At 33.3% G+C, this 17,953-nt stretch carries 19 protein-coding genes, 1 other RNA gene and 1 pseudogene; 13 read left to right on the top strand and 8 right to left on the bottom strand.

Going from position 1 to position 17,953, the window contains the following annotated elements; all coding sequences use genetic code 11:
- Both ACFS3A_RS18290 and ACFS3A_RS18285 read right to left on the bottom strand, forming a co-directional pair.
- A partial coding sequence (locus tag ACFS3A_RS18290; RefSeq protein WP_379827010.1) for a hypothetical protein occupies nucleotides 1–3,347 on the bottom strand: 3,347 nt, incomplete at its 3' end.
- A 17-nt stretch (nucleotides 3,348–3,364) separates the two neighbouring features.
- Nucleotides 3,365–3,814 carry a hypothetical protein gene (locus ACFS3A_RS18285; RefSeq protein ID WP_379827009.1) on the bottom strand — a complete coding sequence of 150 codons (450 nt, stop codon included), beginning with the start codon at nucleotides 3,812–3,814 and terminating at the stop codon, nucleotides 3,365–3,367.
- 600 nt (nucleotides 3,815–4,414) lie between these two features.
- Here ACFS3A_RS18285 and ACFS3A_RS18280 point away from each other — a divergent pair.
- The 5 genes from ACFS3A_RS18280 to ACFS3A_RS18260 all read left to right on the top strand — a co-directional run bounded on the left by ACFS3A_RS18280 (nucleotide 4,415) and on the right by ACFS3A_RS18260 (nucleotide 9,321).
- Complete coding sequence (locus ACFS3A_RS18280) at nucleotides 4,415–4,900, top strand: SixA phosphatase family protein (protein WP_379827008.1); 486 nt, start codon at nucleotides 4,415–4,417, stop codon at nucleotides 4,898–4,900.
- Between the two features lie 9 nt (nucleotides 4,901–4,909).
- Entirely contained in the window at nucleotides 4,910–6,988 is a 2,079-nt protein-coding gene (gene ppk1 / locus ACFS3A_RS18275; RefSeq protein ID WP_379827007.1) for a polyphosphate kinase 1, read from the top strand.
- A 34-nt stretch (nucleotides 6,989–7,022) separates the two neighbouring features.
- The gene (locus ACFS3A_RS18270) at nucleotides 7,023–7,913 is read left to right on the top strand and encodes a Ppx/GppA phosphatase family protein (RefSeq protein ID WP_109194131.1); all 891 of its coding nucleotides are present in this window, start codon (nucleotides 7,023–7,025) and stop codon (nucleotides 7,911–7,913) included.
- A gap of 101 nt (nucleotides 7,914–8,014) precedes the next feature.
- Nucleotides 8,015–8,575 (top strand): Crp/Fnr family transcriptional regulator, encoded by a 561-nt coding sequence (locus ACFS3A_RS18265; protein WP_379827006.1) that lies wholly within the window; start codon nucleotides 8,015–8,017, stop codon nucleotides 8,573–8,575.
- Between the two features lie 167 nt (nucleotides 8,576–8,742).
- Nucleotides 8,743–9,321: an NAD(P)H-dependent oxidoreductase gene (locus ACFS3A_RS18260; protein WP_379827004.1), complete on the top strand. Its 579-nt coding sequence runs from the start codon at nucleotides 8,743–8,745 to the stop codon at nucleotides 9,319–9,321.
- Between the two features lie 8 nt (nucleotides 9,322–9,329).
- On the opposite strand, the gene ACFS3A_RS18255 is transcribed toward ACFS3A_RS18260, so the two are convergent.
- From ACFS3A_RS18255 to ACFS3A_RS18245, 3 genes are all read right to left on the bottom strand, one after another.
- Entirely contained in the window at nucleotides 9,330–9,848 is a 519-nt protein-coding gene (locus ACFS3A_RS18255) for a DNA polymerase III subunit gamma/tau (protein WP_379827003.1), read from the bottom strand.
- 170 nt (nucleotides 9,849–10,018) lie between these two features.
- On the bottom strand, nucleotides 10,019–11,104 hold the full coding sequence (dnaX, locus tag ACFS3A_RS18250) for a DNA polymerase III subunit gamma/tau (RefSeq protein WP_091493057.1): 1,086 nt from the start codon (nucleotides 11,102–11,104) through the stop codon (nucleotides 10,019–10,021).
- A gap of 61 nt (nucleotides 11,105–11,165) precedes the next feature.
- Nucleotides 11,166–11,825, bottom strand: coding sequence for a hypothetical protein (locus tag ACFS3A_RS18245; RefSeq protein WP_379827002.1), 660 nt, complete (start codon nucleotides 11,823–11,825; stop codon nucleotides 11,166–11,168).
- A gap of 30 nt (nucleotides 11,826–11,855) precedes the next feature.
- Between ACFS3A_RS18245 and ACFS3A_RS18240 the strand changes: the two genes are divergently transcribed.
- From ACFS3A_RS18240 to ACFS3A_RS18220, 5 genes are all read left to right on the top strand, one after another.
- Entirely contained in the window at nucleotides 11,856–12,407 is a 552-nt protein-coding gene (locus tag ACFS3A_RS18240; protein ID WP_379827001.1) for a hypothetical protein, read from the top strand.
- Nucleotides 12,408–12,505: 98 nt separating this feature from the next.
- On the top strand, nucleotides 12,506–12,985 hold the full coding sequence (locus tag ACFS3A_RS18235) for a BON domain-containing protein (protein ID WP_379827000.1): 480 nt from the start codon (nucleotides 12,506–12,508) through the stop codon (nucleotides 12,983–12,985).
- 6 nt (nucleotides 12,986–12,991) lie between these two features.
- The gene (locus tag ACFS3A_RS18230; RefSeq protein ID WP_379826999.1) at nucleotides 12,992–13,366 is read left to right on the top strand and encodes a LysM peptidoglycan-binding domain-containing protein; all 375 of its coding nucleotides are present in this window, start codon (nucleotides 12,992–12,994) and stop codon (nucleotides 13,364–13,366) included.
- 120 nt (nucleotides 13,367–13,486) lie between these two features.
- Entirely contained in the window at nucleotides 13,487–13,735 is a 249-nt protein-coding gene (locus ACFS3A_RS18225) for a type II toxin-antitoxin system ParD family antitoxin (RefSeq protein ID WP_379826998.1), read from the top strand.
- Nucleotides 13,728–14,021: a type II toxin-antitoxin system RelE/ParE family toxin gene (locus ACFS3A_RS18220; protein WP_379826997.1), complete on the top strand. Its 294-nt coding sequence runs from the start codon at nucleotides 13,728–13,730 to the stop codon at nucleotides 14,019–14,021. Before ACFS3A_RS18225 ends, ACFS3A_RS18220 begins: the two co-directional genes overlap by 8 nt.
- Nucleotides 14,022–14,089: 68 nt before the next feature.
- Here the strand turns inward: ACFS3A_RS18220 and ACFS3A_RS18215 are convergent, their stop codons facing one another.
- Nucleotides 14,090–14,383, bottom strand: coding sequence for a hypothetical protein (locus ACFS3A_RS18215; protein WP_379826996.1), 294 nt, complete (start codon nucleotides 14,381–14,383; stop codon nucleotides 14,090–14,092).
- Between the two features lie 126 nt (nucleotides 14,384–14,509).
- On the opposite strand from ACFS3A_RS18215, the gene rnpB reads away from it, so the two are divergent.
- Both rnpB and ACFS3A_RS18205 read left to right on the top strand, forming a co-directional pair.
- Nucleotides 14,510–14,849, top strand: an RNA gene (gene rnpB / locus ACFS3A_RS18210) — RNase P RNA component class A.
- Between the two features lie 32 nt (nucleotides 14,850–14,881).
- Nucleotides 14,882–16,128 (top strand): annotated as a pseudogene (locus ACFS3A_RS18205) (cation:dicarboxylate symporter family transporter).
- Between the two features lie 161 nt (nucleotides 16,129–16,289).
- On the opposite strand, the gene ACFS3A_RS18200 reads toward ACFS3A_RS18205, so the two are convergent.
- Nucleotides 16,290–16,484 (bottom strand): hypothetical protein, encoded by a 195-nt coding sequence (locus tag ACFS3A_RS18200; RefSeq protein ID WP_379826995.1) that lies wholly within the window; start codon nucleotides 16,482–16,484, stop codon nucleotides 16,290–16,292.
- Nucleotides 16,485–16,678: 194 nt separating this feature from the next.
- Here ACFS3A_RS18200 and ACFS3A_RS18195 point away from each other — a divergent pair, with 194 nt between their 5' ends.
- Nucleotides 16,679–17,230: a hypothetical protein gene (locus ACFS3A_RS18195; protein WP_379826994.1), complete on the top strand. Its 552-nt coding sequence runs from the start codon at nucleotides 16,679–16,681 to the stop codon at nucleotides 17,228–17,230.
- A 32-nt stretch (nucleotides 17,231–17,262) separates the two neighbouring features.
- Here ACFS3A_RS18195 and ACFS3A_RS18190 read toward each other — a convergent pair whose 3' ends face one another.
- On the bottom strand, nucleotides 17,263–17,952 hold the full coding sequence (locus ACFS3A_RS18190; RefSeq protein ID WP_379826993.1) for a response regulator transcription factor: 690 nt from the start codon (nucleotides 17,950–17,952) through the stop codon (nucleotides 17,263–17,265).
- Nucleotide 17,953 lies beyond the last annotated feature (1 nt).

The following is a 17,953-nucleotide window of genomic DNA, read 5'->3' as shown; positions in this document are numbered from 1 at the left end:
GCAGGAAGATCTGAAACTGTTGCTGTGTTTCCAACTTCTACATTAGCATTGTTTTTCCATGAATAAGTTAATGTTCCTACAGCATTAGTTACCGTTCCTGCTGTTACAGAACCAGTACTTGTACCAAAGCAGGAAACATCTGTTTTAGAAGAATCCGCAAGAGCTAGAGCTGCGTTTGGTTGAGTTATTGTTACAGAATTAGATACAGAAGAGCAGGAATCTGTCACTGTCAAAGTATAAGTTCCGGCAGGAAGATCTGAAACTGTTGCTGTGTTTCCAACTTCTACATCAGCATTGTTTTTCCATGAATAGGTTAGTGTTCCTACAGCATTAGTTACCGTTCCTGCTGTTACAGAACCGGTACTTGTACCAAAACAGAAAACATCTGTTTTAGAAGAATCCGTAAGAGCTAAAGCTGCGTTTGGTTGTGTTATTGTTACAGAATTAGATACAGAAGAGCAGGAATCTGTCACTGTCAAAGTATAAGTTCCGGCAGGAAGATCTGAAACTGTTGCTGTGTTTCCAACTTCTACATTAGTATTGTTTTTCCATGAATAAGTTAATGTTCCTACAGCATTAGTTACCATTCCTGCTGTTACAGAACCGGTACTTGTACCAAAGCAGGAAACATCTGTTTTAGAAGAATCTGTCAGAGTTAAAGGTGCACTTGGCTGTAAAACACTAATAGTTAATGTTCCCTGGCAGCCATTTGCATCTGTTGCAGTGACCTCATAGTTTCCAAAACCTAAATCATTTAATGTTTGAGAAGTACCAGCGTAAACAGTACCATTCTTTTTCCATGAATAAGTATAAGGTGCAATTCCTCCGGAGGCATTATTTACAGTAATTGATCCTGTAGACTGATTGAAGCATTTTACATCTACATGTGAATCTGTTAATTCAGTTATTGTAATTGTACTTTTCGTCACAACTACAGGTTTTATATCATAGCAATTAGAAACATTTGTTCCTTTGATGTAATACGTACCAGGAATGGCAGTGTTAAAATTTGGATATGGACTTGTTGCAGCCGCATCTGTCCAATAAGTATAAGTTAATCCCGTTGCACTTCCGTCAGTAATGCCTGAAGCACTTAAATCTACTGAGGTTGCCGGTGCACAAATAGGAAGAGGATTAGTTATTGTAAGTGTTGGTTTTGAGTTTACATTTACTACAATTGCTTTTTTAGGACCAATACACGCGTTTGTTTTTCCTTCAGCTACATAATAAGTAAATTGTCCAGCTGTTGCAGTGGAAGGAATTATAGATTGTTGCGCTGTTGAAGTCATTGTTTGGTAGTAATACAATGTGTATTCCGGTTTAGTTGGTACGGCTGTTAAAGCAAGTGCAGTTTCGCCTACACAATAATTTAAAGGACTTGTAACCGAAGGAGTACTGGCAATACTTTCAATAGTTATGGTAAATTGAAAATAACATCCACCGGTTGCTCCGGGAGGAATTGCGTAATAAGTAGATGTTCCTTCTGTAGCAGGGAATGGATTGTTAATTGAATATTCAGTTGTTGTTCCTGCTACTACCGGATAAGCATTATAAAATGTAGATCCTGTAGGGAATGAACCGGTTACATCTGTAACGGGAATTGAAGATGATCCGTTACAAAAAGTAAAAGCAATCGTAGGAGAAGTAGCTGTACAATTCGTGTTCGTATAATTAGTTGAATTTATTGTTGTCTGAAGCGGTGCAGAAATGGCCGTTCCTGTACAGCTTCCGGATAAATTATATCCTAAGATTAAAGATTTATCACTTATTGATACGCCGGAATTAGCACCTTTTCCAGTTAGTGAACCATTGACCTGAATGACATTGCTACAGTTCGTATTTTTAAGCAGGGCACAGTTTTCAGTTGATTTCAATTTGAATGTTAATTCTGCTAAAACAATACTTGGGTCAGAAGGTAATGGTAAAGTACCAAGATCCCAAACAATCGATCCGTTTGCACCCATTGTAGGTTCGTACGTCAAAGCATTTGGAGAAGGAAGCGGACTAAAACTTACTGTTTTTGCTAAACTTCCATCTACAAATGTAGCATTGTAAGGAATTGGAATAACCAGCTTGCTATTTTGTATAGGTTCAGATCCTTTATTTTTTATTTGCACTTTGTAGCCAAGTTCCTGACCAGGTAAGACAGTATATGGCCCTGCTCCAGCCGGATTACCGTTAATGGTAGTGGCTGTAAGAACACCCTCAATCTCCGGAACATAAGCATCAACGGCCATTACAATAGAAAAAATTGTATAGCTGTCAATTGAAGACCCATATCTGAAAACGGTAGAAGTCTGATTGTTTCCAATGATATCTTTATTTTCATTGGGCAGATTAAACATACTAATATCAATTCCTGTATTGTTAACCAAATTAGGATTTCGGGCATTTCCCCCCGTACTGATAGATGAATTAAAGAAATTGGTAATAGTGTTTCCAGGATGGCTTAAACTTAAAAACTGGTTAGAATCTAATTTTTGAATCTGAAAATAATCTCCGTCATAATTAACGTCTCCTTCACCAGCCATAACGCCAAGTTTAATTCCAACTGGTCCTGAAGGCACAGAATTAAAACCGGAAACAAGAAAACCATAAGTAACATTAACCTGATTTTTTACAAAGGCATGACCGTCAAAAACGGTAATATCTCTGTTTTTCATATTAGAATTTTCATAAATCACTACAAGTCCCCATCCGGCATATTTTCCTATTGATCCGCCATTCGAACCTTCAGTTGCCGCAATATCAGCTGCAAAATATTCTCCAACACCATTTGTTCGAACATAGTCAGTTACTTCAGTGTAAGCAGTAAACATATTATTGTCCGCATTTTCAGGGAAGTAAATGTCTGTTGCAGTAAATTGATTATAAGACCCACTATTTGGACCTTTAAACAAGATTTTTCTTTTATCTAAAGTTTTGGTTGCTCCATTTTTAGTTGCAGAAAAAGAGTTTGGACTAGTACTTGCATCAGAAACTCTTCCGGTCCAGTACAATCCTGCATAGATGATGTTGTAGCAGTTGGTTAATTTTACCCCACTGTCATCTCGTAAATCTAAAGTTGCAGAAGAAGAGTTAAAAGTTTGAGAATCATTGTCCTTGTCCACATAAATCATCGCATTTGTCCCATTGGTTCTGTTAGGTGCGTAATTCTGTAAAGTCAGATTGGTATTTCCTATCATCGTAAAATCTCCTTTAATTTTATAAATTGTTTTAGCAGGAGAATAAGAAGAAGTTCGTTCTTTAAACGGTTTTATCACTTGCGCATTTCCTTTACTAATACCCATAATTAGCAATAAAAAGAAGTAAAAAATCGCAAAATTTTGAGAGTAGATTTTTTTCATAATAATAGCTTTTTTAATTATTGGCCTATAGCAATTTTATAAAGAAGAACGTATTTTGAAGTGTCATTTTTTATAAGACTATTGATAACAGAAGGATTGGTGTCAATTTCAGAAGTGATGAAAATGTATTTTAATTTTTCAAAGCCGGTAAAAGAATTCAGATCAATTGAATTATTTAAATCCGTTATTTTTTCGATCCTGATGGTTGCAATTTCAATATCGTTTTTTAATGAAACCAGAGTATTAAGATTGTTGACAGAACTATTATCGGTGAATAAAGCTGTTGGCTGATCCCCATAAACATTTATTTCACCTGAAGAAGCATAAACTGCAGATTGCAAATCGTACAGGAGATGTTTAAGATGGCTAAGCTTAGAATCCTGTGCCGAGTTTTCTAAGTTTGTTAAGTACGAATCCACATTTTCACTTTGAGAAAATGAAAAAGTTGTTGTCAAAAAAAACAGCATTAAAAAAATGTTTTTTTGAAAGATGTTCTTTTTAAAGGAAAAAATAAACTTACAATTATTAACAAATTTTACTGCTTTTTCAAGAGGAGATTTAGTTCTCATAACTTAAGGATTTTGTTTTAATGTATTTAAAGTATTTTAACAGAATCAAAGTTATATAGTCCGTTTATTTTTGATTTTTTTTCTCTGCAACTAACCTAAAAACTCGTTGAAATGATGTTTTTTAACAAAAAATAGCGTTAAAAAGCATTTTTTTTAACCTAAAAAAGCATTTTTTTAATGCAATTTTTTTGCTTTTTTAGCGAAAATAGCTTCATTTGAAATATTGTAAATTACTAAAAATCAAATATTTAGTTAAAATATTGCAGAATTGGATAATATCGATAAAATACTAATTTCATAGATGAAGAGCATAAAATCAAAAAAAAGAAGGAATTATATTTTATGTAAACGTTAACCTTTTAGAAAACATTCTTTCTTGTTAAAATTTTCATTTAATGTTAACAGAATTAAAAAATAGAAAAGGTTTAAAATATCTTTTGTACATTAGAAGTTAAATAAAAATATAAGCCTGCTTTTTGGGTTTTAAATTTACTGCTTATGAAAAATCTTATTTTAATACGTCATGCTAAATCAAGTTGGGAAGCACCTTTAAAAGATTTTGATCGTCCACTAATGAAAAGAGGAATCCTGGATGCGCATGATGTTTCATTAAATATATCCGAATACCTTCCTAAGACTTATATAATTTGGAGCAGTACTGCCGCCAGAGCCTCAGAAACTGCTTTAATTTTTGCTCAAAATATTTCATATCCTCTGGAAAGCATCATTTTTAGGGATGATTTATACACTTTCGATGAAAGACAGCTGGAAAAAGTTATTAAATCGTGTGATAATAGTTTAGAAAGCGTTATTCTTTTTGGACATAACGAGGCTATTACAAATTTTGTTAATAAATTTGGAGATGTTTTCATCGAAAATGTTCCAACATCCGGCTTTGTCTCTTTACAATTTGATGCCGACAGCTGGAGCACTATAGATAAAGGCAAAACACATAAAACCATTTTCCCCAAAGATTTAAAATAATAAATAACAGTGTACGAACAGAAATATATCGATAGAGAAAAAAGTTGGTTAGCGTTTAATGCAAGAGTACTTCAGGAAGCTGGAGATAATACGGTTCCACTTTTAGACAGACTGCGTTTTGTTGGAATTTTTTCAAACAATTTAGATGAATTCTTTAGAGTTCGGTACGCAGCCATTCGAAGATTAAGTCTCTCAGGCATTTCTGGCGAAAAGTATTTAGGCGGTATTTCTGCTCATCAATTAATTAAAGATATTACCGAAATCGTAATTCAGCAGCAGTCTGAAAGTTTACGTATTCTTGGAAATATTGAAGCAGAGCTGGAAAACGAAAATATTTTTATTATAAATGAACATCAGATTACGCCTAAGCAGGAATGTTTTTTGAAAGATTTTTATAATCAAAAATTAAGTCCGGAACTGGTAACCATCATTTTGAATGATTTAGCCGTTTTTCCGGTATTAAAAGATACTTTAGGGTACTTGGCAGTTCGTTTGGAATTAAACAATGATGAAGTTCGTTATGCTTTAATTGAAATTCCGAAAAACATAAACCGTTTTGTAGTATTGCCTTCTGAAGATGATAAACAATATGTTATTTTGATTGATGACGTTATTCGTTTTAAGCTGAAAAATATCTTTAATATATTCGATTATAAGACCGTTTCGGCCCATATGATCAAAATTACACGTGATGCACAGTTAGATATTGACAGTGATTTGAGTAAAAGTATGCTCGAAAAAATTGCTTCCTCGGTAAAAGACCGTCGTATCGGAGAACCCGTTCGCTTTATTTATGACAGTTTAATCGAAGACGATACACTACATTTCTTTTTGGATAAAATGAAAATTGTAGAAACAGATAGTATAATTCCAGGAGGAAGATATCATAATCGTCGTGATTATATGAGTTTTCCAAACTTAGGACGTTATGATTTGCTGTATAAACCAAATGAGCCTCTGCCAGTGCCGGGCTTAAGTCTGGACGGAAGTATTTTGGAAAAAATCAGTAAAAAAGATTATTTGGTACATGCTCCGTATCAGTCATTTTCTTATTTGACTAAGTTTTTACGTGAAGCGGCCTTAGATCCCAAAGTAACAAGCATTAAAATAACATTATATCGTTTAGCAAAAAATTCCCAGATTATCAGTTCGTTGATTAATGCTGCTAAAAACGGTAAAAGAGTAGTAGTACAAATTGAGCTTCAGGCCCGTTTTGACGAAGCTTCGAATATTTCTTATGCGGAGCAGATGCAAACAGAAGGAATAGAATTGATTTTCGGAATAAAAGGTCTTAAAGTCCATAGCAAAATTTGTGTTATTGAAAGAACCGAAGAAGGTAAAAACCGCCGTTACGGATTTATTTCTACAGGGAATTTCAACGAATCGACCGCTAAAATTTATACTGATGTAACACTTTTAACCTGTCATCAGGGAATATTAAAAGATACTTCAAAAATATTTGAATTTTTCGATATCAATTACAGAGTTCACCGATACAAACATTTAATTGTGTCTCCACATTACACCAGAACAAAGTTTATAAAACTAATTGATCGTGAAATTCTACATGCTTTGGCAGGCAGAAAAACACACATAAAGTTAAAAATGAATAGTTTATCCGATTTTAAAATGATCGATAAATTATATGAAGCAAGTAATGCAGGAGTTAAAATTCAACTTCAGGTAAGAGGAATTTGCTCTTTAATTCCTGGAATTCCGGGAATGAGTGAAAATATTGAAGCGATTAGTATCGTCGATAATTATTTGGAGCATTCGAGAGTTTATATTTTTGGAAATGCAGGACTTACAGAAGTATATATTTCTTCGGCCGATTTTATGACCAGAAACCTTGACGGAAGAGTTGAAGTGACCTGTCCGATTTATGACCTTGAAATTAAAAAAGAACTAATAGATAATTTCAACATTGCCTGGAAAGGAAATGTAAAAGTAAGATACCATTCTTATAAACTAGATAATAAATATAAACCTAAAAATCATCATGCCCCATTTAGAGCGCAATTTGAAACTTATAAGTATTATCAGAACAAAATCGCAGCAATCGATGAGGTTCCTCAAAAAGTAAATTAATAATAAATACCAATTTCAAAATCATATAGTGAGCATGATTAATATTAGGAAGTTTGCAGCAATAGATATCGGATCAAATGCCATGAGGCTTCTGATAGCTAACGTTGTAGAACAAGATGGAAAAGAACCGCAATTTAATAAAAGTTCCCTTGTTCGTGTACCAATTCGTTTAGGACAGGATGCCTTCACCGTTGGGGAAATTTCACCAGAAAATATAGATCGAATGGTTGATGCCATGAAAGCATTTAACCTTTTGATGAAAGTACATAAAGTAGAACGATATATGGCTTTTGCAACTTCTGCAATGCGTGAAGCTTATAATGCAAAAGAAGTTGTCGCTTTAATTAAGAAAAAAGCCGATATAAAAATCGAAATCATTGACGGAAAAAAAGAAGCGGCAATTATTGCTTCTACTGATTTACATCATTTAATTAAATCTGACGAAACGTATCTTTTTGTGGATGTTGGAGGTGGAAGCACGGAGTTTACTCTTTTCTCTTCCGGAAAAATGATTACTTCAAGATCTTTCAAAGCCGGAACGGTTCGTTTGTTGAATAATATGGTTCATGATGTGGTTTGGGACGAAATTGAAAAATGGATTAAAACCAATACAGCAGATTACGAAGAGGTTACACTTATCGGATCTGGCGGAAACATCAATAAGTTGTTTAAAATGTCTGGAAAACAACAGGAAAAACCGCTTTCGTACATTTATATTAATTCGCAATATGCTTTCTTAAATTCATTGACTTACGAGCAAAGAATTGCCGAATTAGGATTAAACTCTGACCGTGCCGACGTAATCATTCATGCAACAAGAATTTATCTTAATGCGATGAAATGGAGTGGTGCTCGCCAGATTTATGTTCCTAAAATTGGACTTTCTGATGGTATCGTGAAAGCAATGTATTACGGGAAAATTTAATTTTTTTTTAGCCACGAATTACACGAATTTACACGAATTGTTTTTCAAACTTTGCGAATAAAAATTAGTGTAAATTCGTGTAATTGGTGGCAAACTTTTTTATGAAATCAATTTTTCAGTCAATCCAGAATTTTTCAAAAGAAGAATTAGATCTTTTAGATGATTTAATAACTTTTCGTACGTTGAAAAAAGGAGAACTTTTATTGACTGAAAGTCAGGTTTGCAATGAAATTGTATTTATAAGAAAAGGAATTTTGCGTTCCTTTTTTTTTAATCATAAAGGTGATGAAATTACCAATTGCTTTGCCTTTGAAAATGAATTTATGGCTTCTTTTGCCAGTTTTATAACGGAAGAAAAGGCAGAAGAAAACATTCAAGCTCTTGCTGATACCGAATTGCAAATTTTAAATCGTAAAGCCTTGGAAAAACTGTATCAATCAGGTTTTAACTGGCAGGAAACAGGCCGAAAATTAACGGAATTAGAATTTGTAAATCTGCACAAAAGAATGGTTTCTTTTCAGAAGTTATCAGGAACACAGCGTTACGAAGAATTATATAAAAATCACCAAAAGTATTTACAGTTAATTCCGCTGCAATATTTAGCATCTTACTTAGGCGTAACTCCAAGACATTTAAGCCGAATCCGAAAAGCAATTTTGTGATTTTTTTTTCCCGCAGATTCAGCAGGTTTAGCTGATTTGGAGGGAAATTTTTAAAAATAATCTGCCGAATCTGCAAAATCTGCGAGAGGATTAATTTCAGTGTTTTTCAGGACATTTGTCCAGTAAAATAAAAACGGCAAAAAGTATTTTTGAAAAAAAACATAAAGATGAAAAAAATACTAATTATAAACGGGCATCCAAATTCTGAAAGCTTTAATTTCGGAATTGCCGAATCGTATAAAAAGGGTGCAGTTGCTTCCGGAGCGCAAGTCGAAACAATCACAATAGCAGATTTGAAATTCAATCCAAATTTACAGTTTGGCTACCAAAAGAGAACCGAATTAGAATCGGATTTACTCGAATCCTGGGAAAAAATAAAAAGAGCCGATCATTTAGTCTGGATACATCCCGTTTGGTGGGGTGGACTTCCCGCGATTACAAAAGGTTTTATAGATCGTTTATTTCTGCCGGGAATGACTTTTCAGTACAGAGAAAATTCCGTTTGGTGGGATAAATTATTGAAAGGGAAAACAGCGCATATTATGACAACTTTAGATCAGCCGGGTTGGTATTACAGATTGCTTTTCGGAAGACCAAGTGTCAATCAATTAAAGAAATCAACTTTAGAATTTTGTGGAATAAAACCAGTAAAAGTTAGCTATATCGGAATTATAAAAGGTTCTAATGACTCACAAAGAAAAAAATGGCTGGAGAAAGTCTACAACTTCGGACTGCAGAATAAATAGAATAGTAATCATGTAAAATCTAATCCAAATGTAGAACGTAAAAGCTCAATGTTTGGATTAATTTCTAAGAAGCGATTATATCGATCTTGATCATTAAAAGCTCTTATTGTTTGAATTTCTTCGTTTACAATTATTTCAATGGTGATATTATGGTTGTGTAAATGTCCTTTTAAATACCCTAATAATCCATTCATTTGGTTTTCAAAATCTAATTTAGAACCTTCATTTGGAAGTTCATAACTAATTGTTGTCCCATTTAATACCGGATCACTGATCAATAGAATTGATTCCATAATCTTAAGCCCCTTTTGGCCTAAACGTTCTGCATATTTGTTCCAATGGAGACGCATATCAGTTTCGTTAAATTCTTCCGTTAAAAAAGCAGTAGTAGGTTTAACGTACGATTTACTGCTAGCCTCCATTTCTTTTTTCTTGCGAATACTGGCAAGAGAAAAAGCAGAAACCTTAGGCGTATTATCTGTTTCTGTCTTTGGAGATTCCGGAGCCTGAACTTTTGGAGTTTCCACAGGAGGAGTTTGAGCTGTATTTGAAATATTTACAGCAACAGGATTATCATTGCCATTTTGATTGACATTGACATTGCTGTTTGTTTTTTCTTCCGAACTTGGATTTTGGGATTTTACACTAGGAATTTCAACAATAGAATAACCTCCGTTTTTAAAGTAAACGGGTGGAATTATGAATTGCTCAACTTTTTTTTTTCTCCATCAAAGTTGATAGAGGCCAATTGCATCAAGCATAATTCAACTAAAAGACGTTGATTTTGACTTAATTTGTATTTCAAATCACAGTCGTTTGCAATATCAATTCCTTTTAATAAAAATTCCTGAGAACATTTTTGAGACTGCGCGGCATACATTTGTTGTGCCTGTTCACCAACTTCCAATAATGCAATAGTCGAAGGTGTTTTGCTTACTAACAAATCTCTAAAGTGAGAAGCTAGTCCCGCAATAAAATGATGTCCGTCAAAACCTTTAGCCAGAATGTCATTGTAAGCTAGTAAAAGCTTCGGAATTTCATTTTCTAAAAGTAAATCGGTAATCGAAATATAAGTTTCGTAATCTAAAACGTTAAGGTTTTCGGTTACAGCCTGACGCGTTAAATTAGTACCACAGTAGGAAACTACGCGGTCAAAAATAGACAAAGCATCACGCATCGCACCATCTGCTTTTTGAGCGATAATGTGTAACGCGTCATCTTCAAAATTGATTCCCTGACTTTCAGCAACATCTGCTAAGTGTTCTTTAGCGTCTTTTACTGTTATCCTTTTAAAATCAAAGATCTGACAGCGAGATAAAATCGTTGGAAGGATCTTATGTTTTTCTGTAGTAGCTAAAATAAAAATAGCATGTTTCGGCGGTTCTTCTAATGTTTTAAGAAAAGCATTAAAAGCGGCCGAAGACAACATATGAACCTCGTCAATGATATATACTTTGTATTGTCCGGTTTGTGGCGGGATTCGAACCTGATCAATCAGGTTACGAATGTCATCAACAGAGTTGTTTGATGCAGCATCCAGCTCAAAAACATTAAAAGCAAAATCTTCAGTAGGATCATCATATCCCGGCTGATTTATTTTTCGGGCCAAAATACGGGCGCAGGTTGTTTTACCAACTCCACGTGGTCCTGTGAATAAAAGAGCAGAAGCCAAATGGTTGGTTTCAATAGCATTCAACAAAGTGTTGGTAATGGCTTTCTGGCCCACAACATCTTTAAATGTCTGAGGACGATATTTACGCGCCGATACTACAAATTGTTCCATATTCTTTTTTATTCGATAGCAAATATATGACTTTTGTTTCGTTGTTTAAAACCGATTTTAGTTATTTGGAGAAATTCTTTTTCTTAAAAATAATAAAGATTAAACTTAGCAATAATACAATGTTGACAACCAGAGAAATGATGATATATTGGTCGCAAGTTTCTAGTTTATCATTAGTTTTTTCTTTTTCAATAATTTCAATTTCATCTTTTTTATATGCTCTTAATTGTTCTAATTGATAAAAAAATGTAGTAAGAGTTTCATTTTTGATCTTTAAATTTAGTATATCATTTTCCAGTGAGTCTATCTTTGTAATTTTTTCGTAATAATTTTTTACAATAGGGACAGGAGGCAAAAATCCTGGAGGTATTTCCATTGTTTGTGAAGGAGAACAATAACTAAGGTTTATGGTTTTGTTTCTGTTTAATTTAGCATAGACAATCCATAAATCTTTTTTGAAAGGATTAATTTCACAATTATTTTCTCGTCTTTTTCCATGTATTATTTTAGATTGATATTCTCCTTTGAAAAGTTCAATTATTCTGAAATCGTATGTGTTTTGAATAGTATCAATTTTTATCAACTCTCCATAAAATACAATATCAGCATATCTAAGTCCCTTTTTTACTAATGTTTCTTTTTTATGTGGAGGACATTCACAAGCAAACGAATTGTTTAAAAAGAAAATGCTTAATAAAAATAATATACATTTTAATTTCATAAATTAGATTTTAGTACAATTATAATCATTATGGCAGTATATTTCAATATTATAATCCCGTTTGAAAAGTTTATTTCTGAATTGAAAGATATTATCGATAAAAATTCGGTTAAGCTTTATGCAGAATATTTGAATGATAAGAAGGGATTTTACTACGAACTTATTGACCCGAAAAGCGAAAACATAAACTTTTTATCTGAAAAGGATTATCGCGGTTTTTTCTTTTCTTCTAAAGTTGTAGAAGTAAAAGATGGAAATTTAGTTTTAGGCAAAAGCAGTAAAAAAAACAGAATTAGTTTTTACGATGACGAACTTTTTGATTATTGTATTGAAGGTAAAGGAGGAAGGGAAGATCAGGATAATCTTGAAATAATTAAACTAAGAATTATTAGTAAAAATCCAGATAAGCAGATTGCTAAATTTTACAATGCTTTGCAAAACATTTTGAAGAAACTGGAAAACGTAGAAAAAGGGTTATGGATTGCAAACTATTTTGATGACAAAGTATTCTACTATAAAACGGATAAACATATGCTTTCTGATTTCAGTAAAAAAGAAACACAATACCTGAAGCCAGATTAATTTTACTGGGAAAGTTATAAAACCACTCGTATATCCTATAATGTTTTGGAATATAAACTGTTTAATTTTAGATACTTAATTATTTAAAAGGAAACGTTATGAAATTCAAATCAATCTTATTAGGAATGACTCTGTGTGTCGCTTTGGTATCCTGTAAACCCAATGACGCAGATATTGAAAAAGTAATCAGCGAAAAATTAAATGATAGTCCGGAAATTCAGGTTACAGTTCATGATGGTGTAGCAACTATTACGGGTACTTGTGAAGACGAAATTTTCAAGAAAAATATCGAAAAAAGTGTACGATCAGTAAAAGGTGTAAAATCTGTTGTAAATACCTGTGAATTGGCAAGAGCCAATCAGGAACCTGCAGCAGCGGCTGTTGTTATTAATCCGGATAATGAATTAGATCAATCTGTTCATAAAGTGGTAGATGCTTATGATGGTGTAAGTGCAACAGTTGTTGGAGGCGTAGTAACCCTTTCGGGCGAAATAAAAAGAGATAAACTACAACCTCTCATGCAAAGCATTCAGGAATTGAAACCGAAAAAAGTGGATAACAAATTAATCATAAAATAAGTTGTTATGAGTTTACAAGATAAATACAAAGAATTGACAGATTTGGCTTCTCAACTGGGAGCAACAAATTTAGAAGTCAGAGAACAAGATAATGTGTTGTATATCGATGGAATCGTAAAGTCGGCAGAAGACAAAGAAAAACTTTGGAATGCGTATGGAACAATTGATCCTGATTACAGATCTGCTGATGTTGTAATGGATATTAAAGTTGCAGAAGGGGCTTCAAAAGAATATATCGTTAAAAGCGGTGATTCGCTTTCGAAGATCGGAAAAGAATTCGGTGTTTCGTGGCAGACCATCTTCGAAGCTAATAAAGATGTGATTTCAAACCCTGACTTAATTCAGCCTGGCTGGAAATTGAAAATACCAACAGTGTTATAGTTTTTACTGTTTTGAAAGCCCTCTTTATGACGGGCTTTTTTTTATGCCACGAAAATTATCAATAGTTTAAGAATATAAGTTACCAATTTTTGGTAATATTGTAATATTAAAAAACATATAATGGGAAGAAATACTTCAATATCACTTGGATCTCATTTTGAAAATTTCATTGAAAATAGTCTTTCAGAAGGAAGGTACAAGAACGCCAGTGAAGTGGTGAGAGCTGGATTGCGTCTTTTGGAAGAAGAAGAAAGTAAATTGCTTGTTTTGAAACAGGAAATTCAATTAGGCATGCAAAGTGGACGCGCAGAAAACTTTGACCCTAAAAAATATCTTGAAAGTATAAAAGCAAAAAGAAAAAATGGCTAAATATCATTTGACAAAAAAAGCTGTCGAAGATTTAACTCATATTTGGAATTATACTTTCGATGAATGGTCAGAAAGACAGGCGGATAAGTATTATTTTTTGCTTTTAGATTCGTGCCAGGAAGTTGCTGGGAATCCAAATCTTGGAAAGAAATATGAAAATGTTTCCGAAAAATTATTAGGTTATAAATCGAATGAGCATATTCTTTTTTATCGAATCATTTCGGAAGATGAAATTGAAATCATTAGAATTCTTCACGGAAGAATGGATTTGAAAAGTAAATTTTAATTTTATCATTTCGACGAAAATACTAATTATCATTTTCGTCGAAATGATAGAATTGAAATAGTATAAAACTATCTTCCCTTAATACTTAACTGAAATAAAAATTGTGCCGTTTCCTGATCTGAATCTGCAGAAAAACCAGCTACATACACTCCTTTTTTGCCGTTAACGGACTTAATTCCGTATACAACTGCTTCATCCGCCGGGTCCGATTCCCCTTCGTATCGATACACATGAACAATTTCAAATTTCTCAGGATTTTTTTTAATCAGGTCAGCATTTCGATTAAAATCACATGTAAATCCTTTTTCATTCAATTGATCTAAAGCTTTTGAAACAGTTGCGTAATGATACATTCTTCTCATGATAACTGAATTTAAAAATTAATGGAATTTTAAAGATAACTATTTTAAAATTAAAAAGTTAGAATAAATGCTGTAAAAACTGAAATTTAAAACCAATATAGTTAAGGGATAAAATTGTACTTTTGCCCCGCAGACCGCCTTATCGTCGTCCGCCACGGCGGAGGGAGGAAAGTCCGGACACCATAGAGAAGCATAGCGGGTAACGCCCGTCGGTTCTCTCGTTTTTTGGAACGAGAGGATTAGGACAAGTGCAGCAGAAAGTATGTACAGGTAATGCTGTAGTGAAACCAGGTAAACTCTATGCGGTGAAATACCAAGTATATCGGCATTTAAGGGCTTCTCGTTCGTTGCCGAAGGGTAGGTAGATTGAGTCCCGAAGTAATTCGGGATCTAGATAAATGATAAGGTATTGTTTTGTTGTAAAATGAGACAAGAACAGAATCCGGCTTACAGGTCTGCATTTTTTATATATTTGTGAAACTATCTTAACCACTTTTCATGAATATTACTACTCCAAATCCTTCTTCGGGAAATAAAAAGAGTATTCTTAAAATCATATTAACCAACCTGACCTTTTGGGTTCTGATATCTATTATTGCCGGAGTTTTACTTGGACATTTTTCTCCTGAAAATGGAGTGAAAATGGAGGTTTTAGGAAAAAGATTTGTTGATTTAATCAAACTTTTTATTGGACCAATTATTTTTTTGACCATCGTTTTAGGAATTTCCGGAATGGGGAATTTGAAGAAAGTTGGAAGAATTGGTATTAAAGCATTAACCTATTTTGAAGTGGTTTCCACTGTCGCATTGGCTATTGGAGTGGCGGTCGCCTATTTATTTCAGCCTGGAAAAATAGATAAATCCAGTTTGACTTTAGGAGATGCCAGTCAATATACAAATGGGAGTGCAAAGGATTTTTCCTGGTTGCAATTCTTCTTTTCTAATTTTACTCTACAGGTTCTACTAGCCGCTATAATCTGCGGAATTGCTTGAATTTTTATCAAAAAAGAGAACAGACTATTTTAGTTTTAGAACGATTTTCAAAAGTGGTTTTTACCTGTTTAAAATACGTAATGTATCTTGCCCCAATTGGTGCTTTTGGAGGTATGGCATTTACAATTGGAAAATTCGGATTACAGACTTTAATTCCGCTTGGAAAGTTGATGCTTTGTGTGTATTTAACAATGGCACTTTTTGTGTTTCTAATTTTAGGAAGTATTCTGAGATATTATAAAATAAGTATCCTTTCAATTTTAAAATACATTAAAGAGGAACTTTTACTGGTTTTAGGAACGTCATCTTCAGAAGCAGCCCTGCCAAGTATTATGGTAAAATTAGAACAAATGGGATGCAGTAAATCGGTTGTAGGTTTGGTAATTCCAACTGGATATTCTTTTAATTTGGACGGAACGTCGATTTATCTTTCGATGTCGGTGATATTTCTGGCGCAATTATATGATGTGCATTTGAGTTTCTTCGAAATTTTAACTGTAATAGGAATTTTAATGATTACCTCAAAAGGCGCTGCAGGAGTTACGGGAAGCGGGTTTATTGTTTTGGCATCAACCTTAACAGCGTTACATAAAATTCCAGTTGAAGGTCTGGCTTTTTTATTAGGAGTTGATAAATTTATGAGCGAAGCCAGAGCTATTACAAACTTGATTGGAAATACTGTAGCAACAATTATTATTTCGAAAACAGAAAGAGATTTCACAGAGCTGAATCTTGATCCTGTTTCGGAGTAGTTTTGCCACAAAGGCGCTAGGCCACAAAGTTTTTATTTTTCTATGAGCTTAGAATTGCTCGCAGAGTCGCAAAGATTATTTTAATTTTTTAAAACTTTGCGACTCTGCGGCTTTGCGAGATAAAAAAACTTTGAGACTTGGTGTCTTTGTGGCAAAAAAAGCTATGATTCGTCTTTAGTCGTTCGCACTAAACTAATTCCCGACATAAAGAAAACAATTCCCAAAATGCCGTAAATAATTAATGATTTTATGTCTCTTGTTTCTCCGGAAGTATTGGAGAAAATCACTGCGGTATAAATAAGTCCTACAATTCCGAGGATTGTCAGCAATCCACCGAAAAATCTTTTTAGGTTCATGATGTTAGATTTTTAAAGTTTACATCAAATTTATAATCACAAAGTCTAATTGCTGTTATACAATTGTTTGGTAAAATTATATGATTTGCAGTGATTGAAATATTGAAAGTTTATTGTAAGAAAATAATTTAAAGTTTAATAGTCCAATATATTTTAAATACTATTTTTGTCGCAATCAATTTAGCTAACCAATTATGATAAAAAACTACCTATTTGTATTTCTTTCTATTCTTTTTATTAATGCTGTTCAGGCACAAGATGATACTCCGGTCTCTGTAGAAAAACATCAATTTAAAATCAATCCTTTACTTTCTCCAGGTTTTGTTTATGAGCATGGATTTTCTGCAAAAAATACACTTTATTCAGAAGCTAGTCTGATAATTGGATATCGACACAATAGTTTTTATGACGAATCGACTTGGTATTTTGTTCCAAGAATTACAGAACAATTCAGGCATTATTATAATTTGGAGAAAAGAGCTTCAAAAGGAAAAAGAACAGCTCATAATTCTGGAAACTTCTTCGCATTGTATGCCGATTATAGCTTTGAATCTATTTCTACTAACAAACTGTTTAGCGAATATTGCCCTTCTTTTACAGTGGGACCAGTTTGGGGACTGCAAAGAACTTATAAAAAAAGATTTAATATTGATTTAAATGTAGGTTTAGGAGTCGCTACGGATCGAAATGAAACGGAAGTGCTTCCAATAGGAAACTTTACAATAGGCTGGGTTATTGGAAAATAAATCTCAGTATAAAATAGAAAAACCTTGACAAATCAAGGTTTTTCTATTTTAAATTCTAAGCCAATATTGCGGACACTTTCAATTTTGATTTTTGGATCTGAATTGAAATATTTTCTAAGTCGGCTAATAAAAACATCCATGCTTCGGCCTGAGAAATAATCGTCTTTTTTCCAGACAGACATTAGAATTTGATCTCTTTTTAAAAGCTGGTTATGATTTAAATATAAATATTCAATCAGAGAAGCTTCCATTTCTGTAAGTTGCTGCACATGATTTTTATTGTTAAGAGTTAACCTTTCGTTATCAAAAACATACGAGCCAATTTCAATTATGTTGTTTCCGTCCAGACTTCTCTTTTGTTCAATTCTTTTTAGAATATTCTGCAAACGCAGTACCAGTTCATCTACCTCAAAAGGTTTTGCGATATAGTCATCCGCACCCAATTTTAAGCCAATAAGTTTGTCTTCTTTTAACTTTCTTGCCGTCAGGAAAATAAACGGAATTTCGGGATTGATTGTGATGATTTTTTCTGCCAAGGAAAATCCGTCCAATATTGGCATCATGACATCAAAAACGCAAATATCAAAAGTCTGTTTTTTAAAATAATCCAAAGCGATTTCGCCATTTTCTGCCCAGGTTACTTCAAATTGGTGCAATTCTAAATACTGTTTTAGAATCGTAGCGAAATCAAAATCGTCTTCGGCTAAAAGTAATTTTTTCAAA

The organism is Flavobacterium notoginsengisoli, assembly GCF_042686225.1.
GTDB lineage: Bacteria > Bacteroidota > Bacteroidia > Flavobacteriales > Flavobacteriaceae > Flavobacterium > Flavobacterium notoginsengisoli.
The sequence above is the reverse complement of the archived record's forward strand: the minus strand, read 5'-3'. Positions and strand labels throughout refer to the sequence as shown.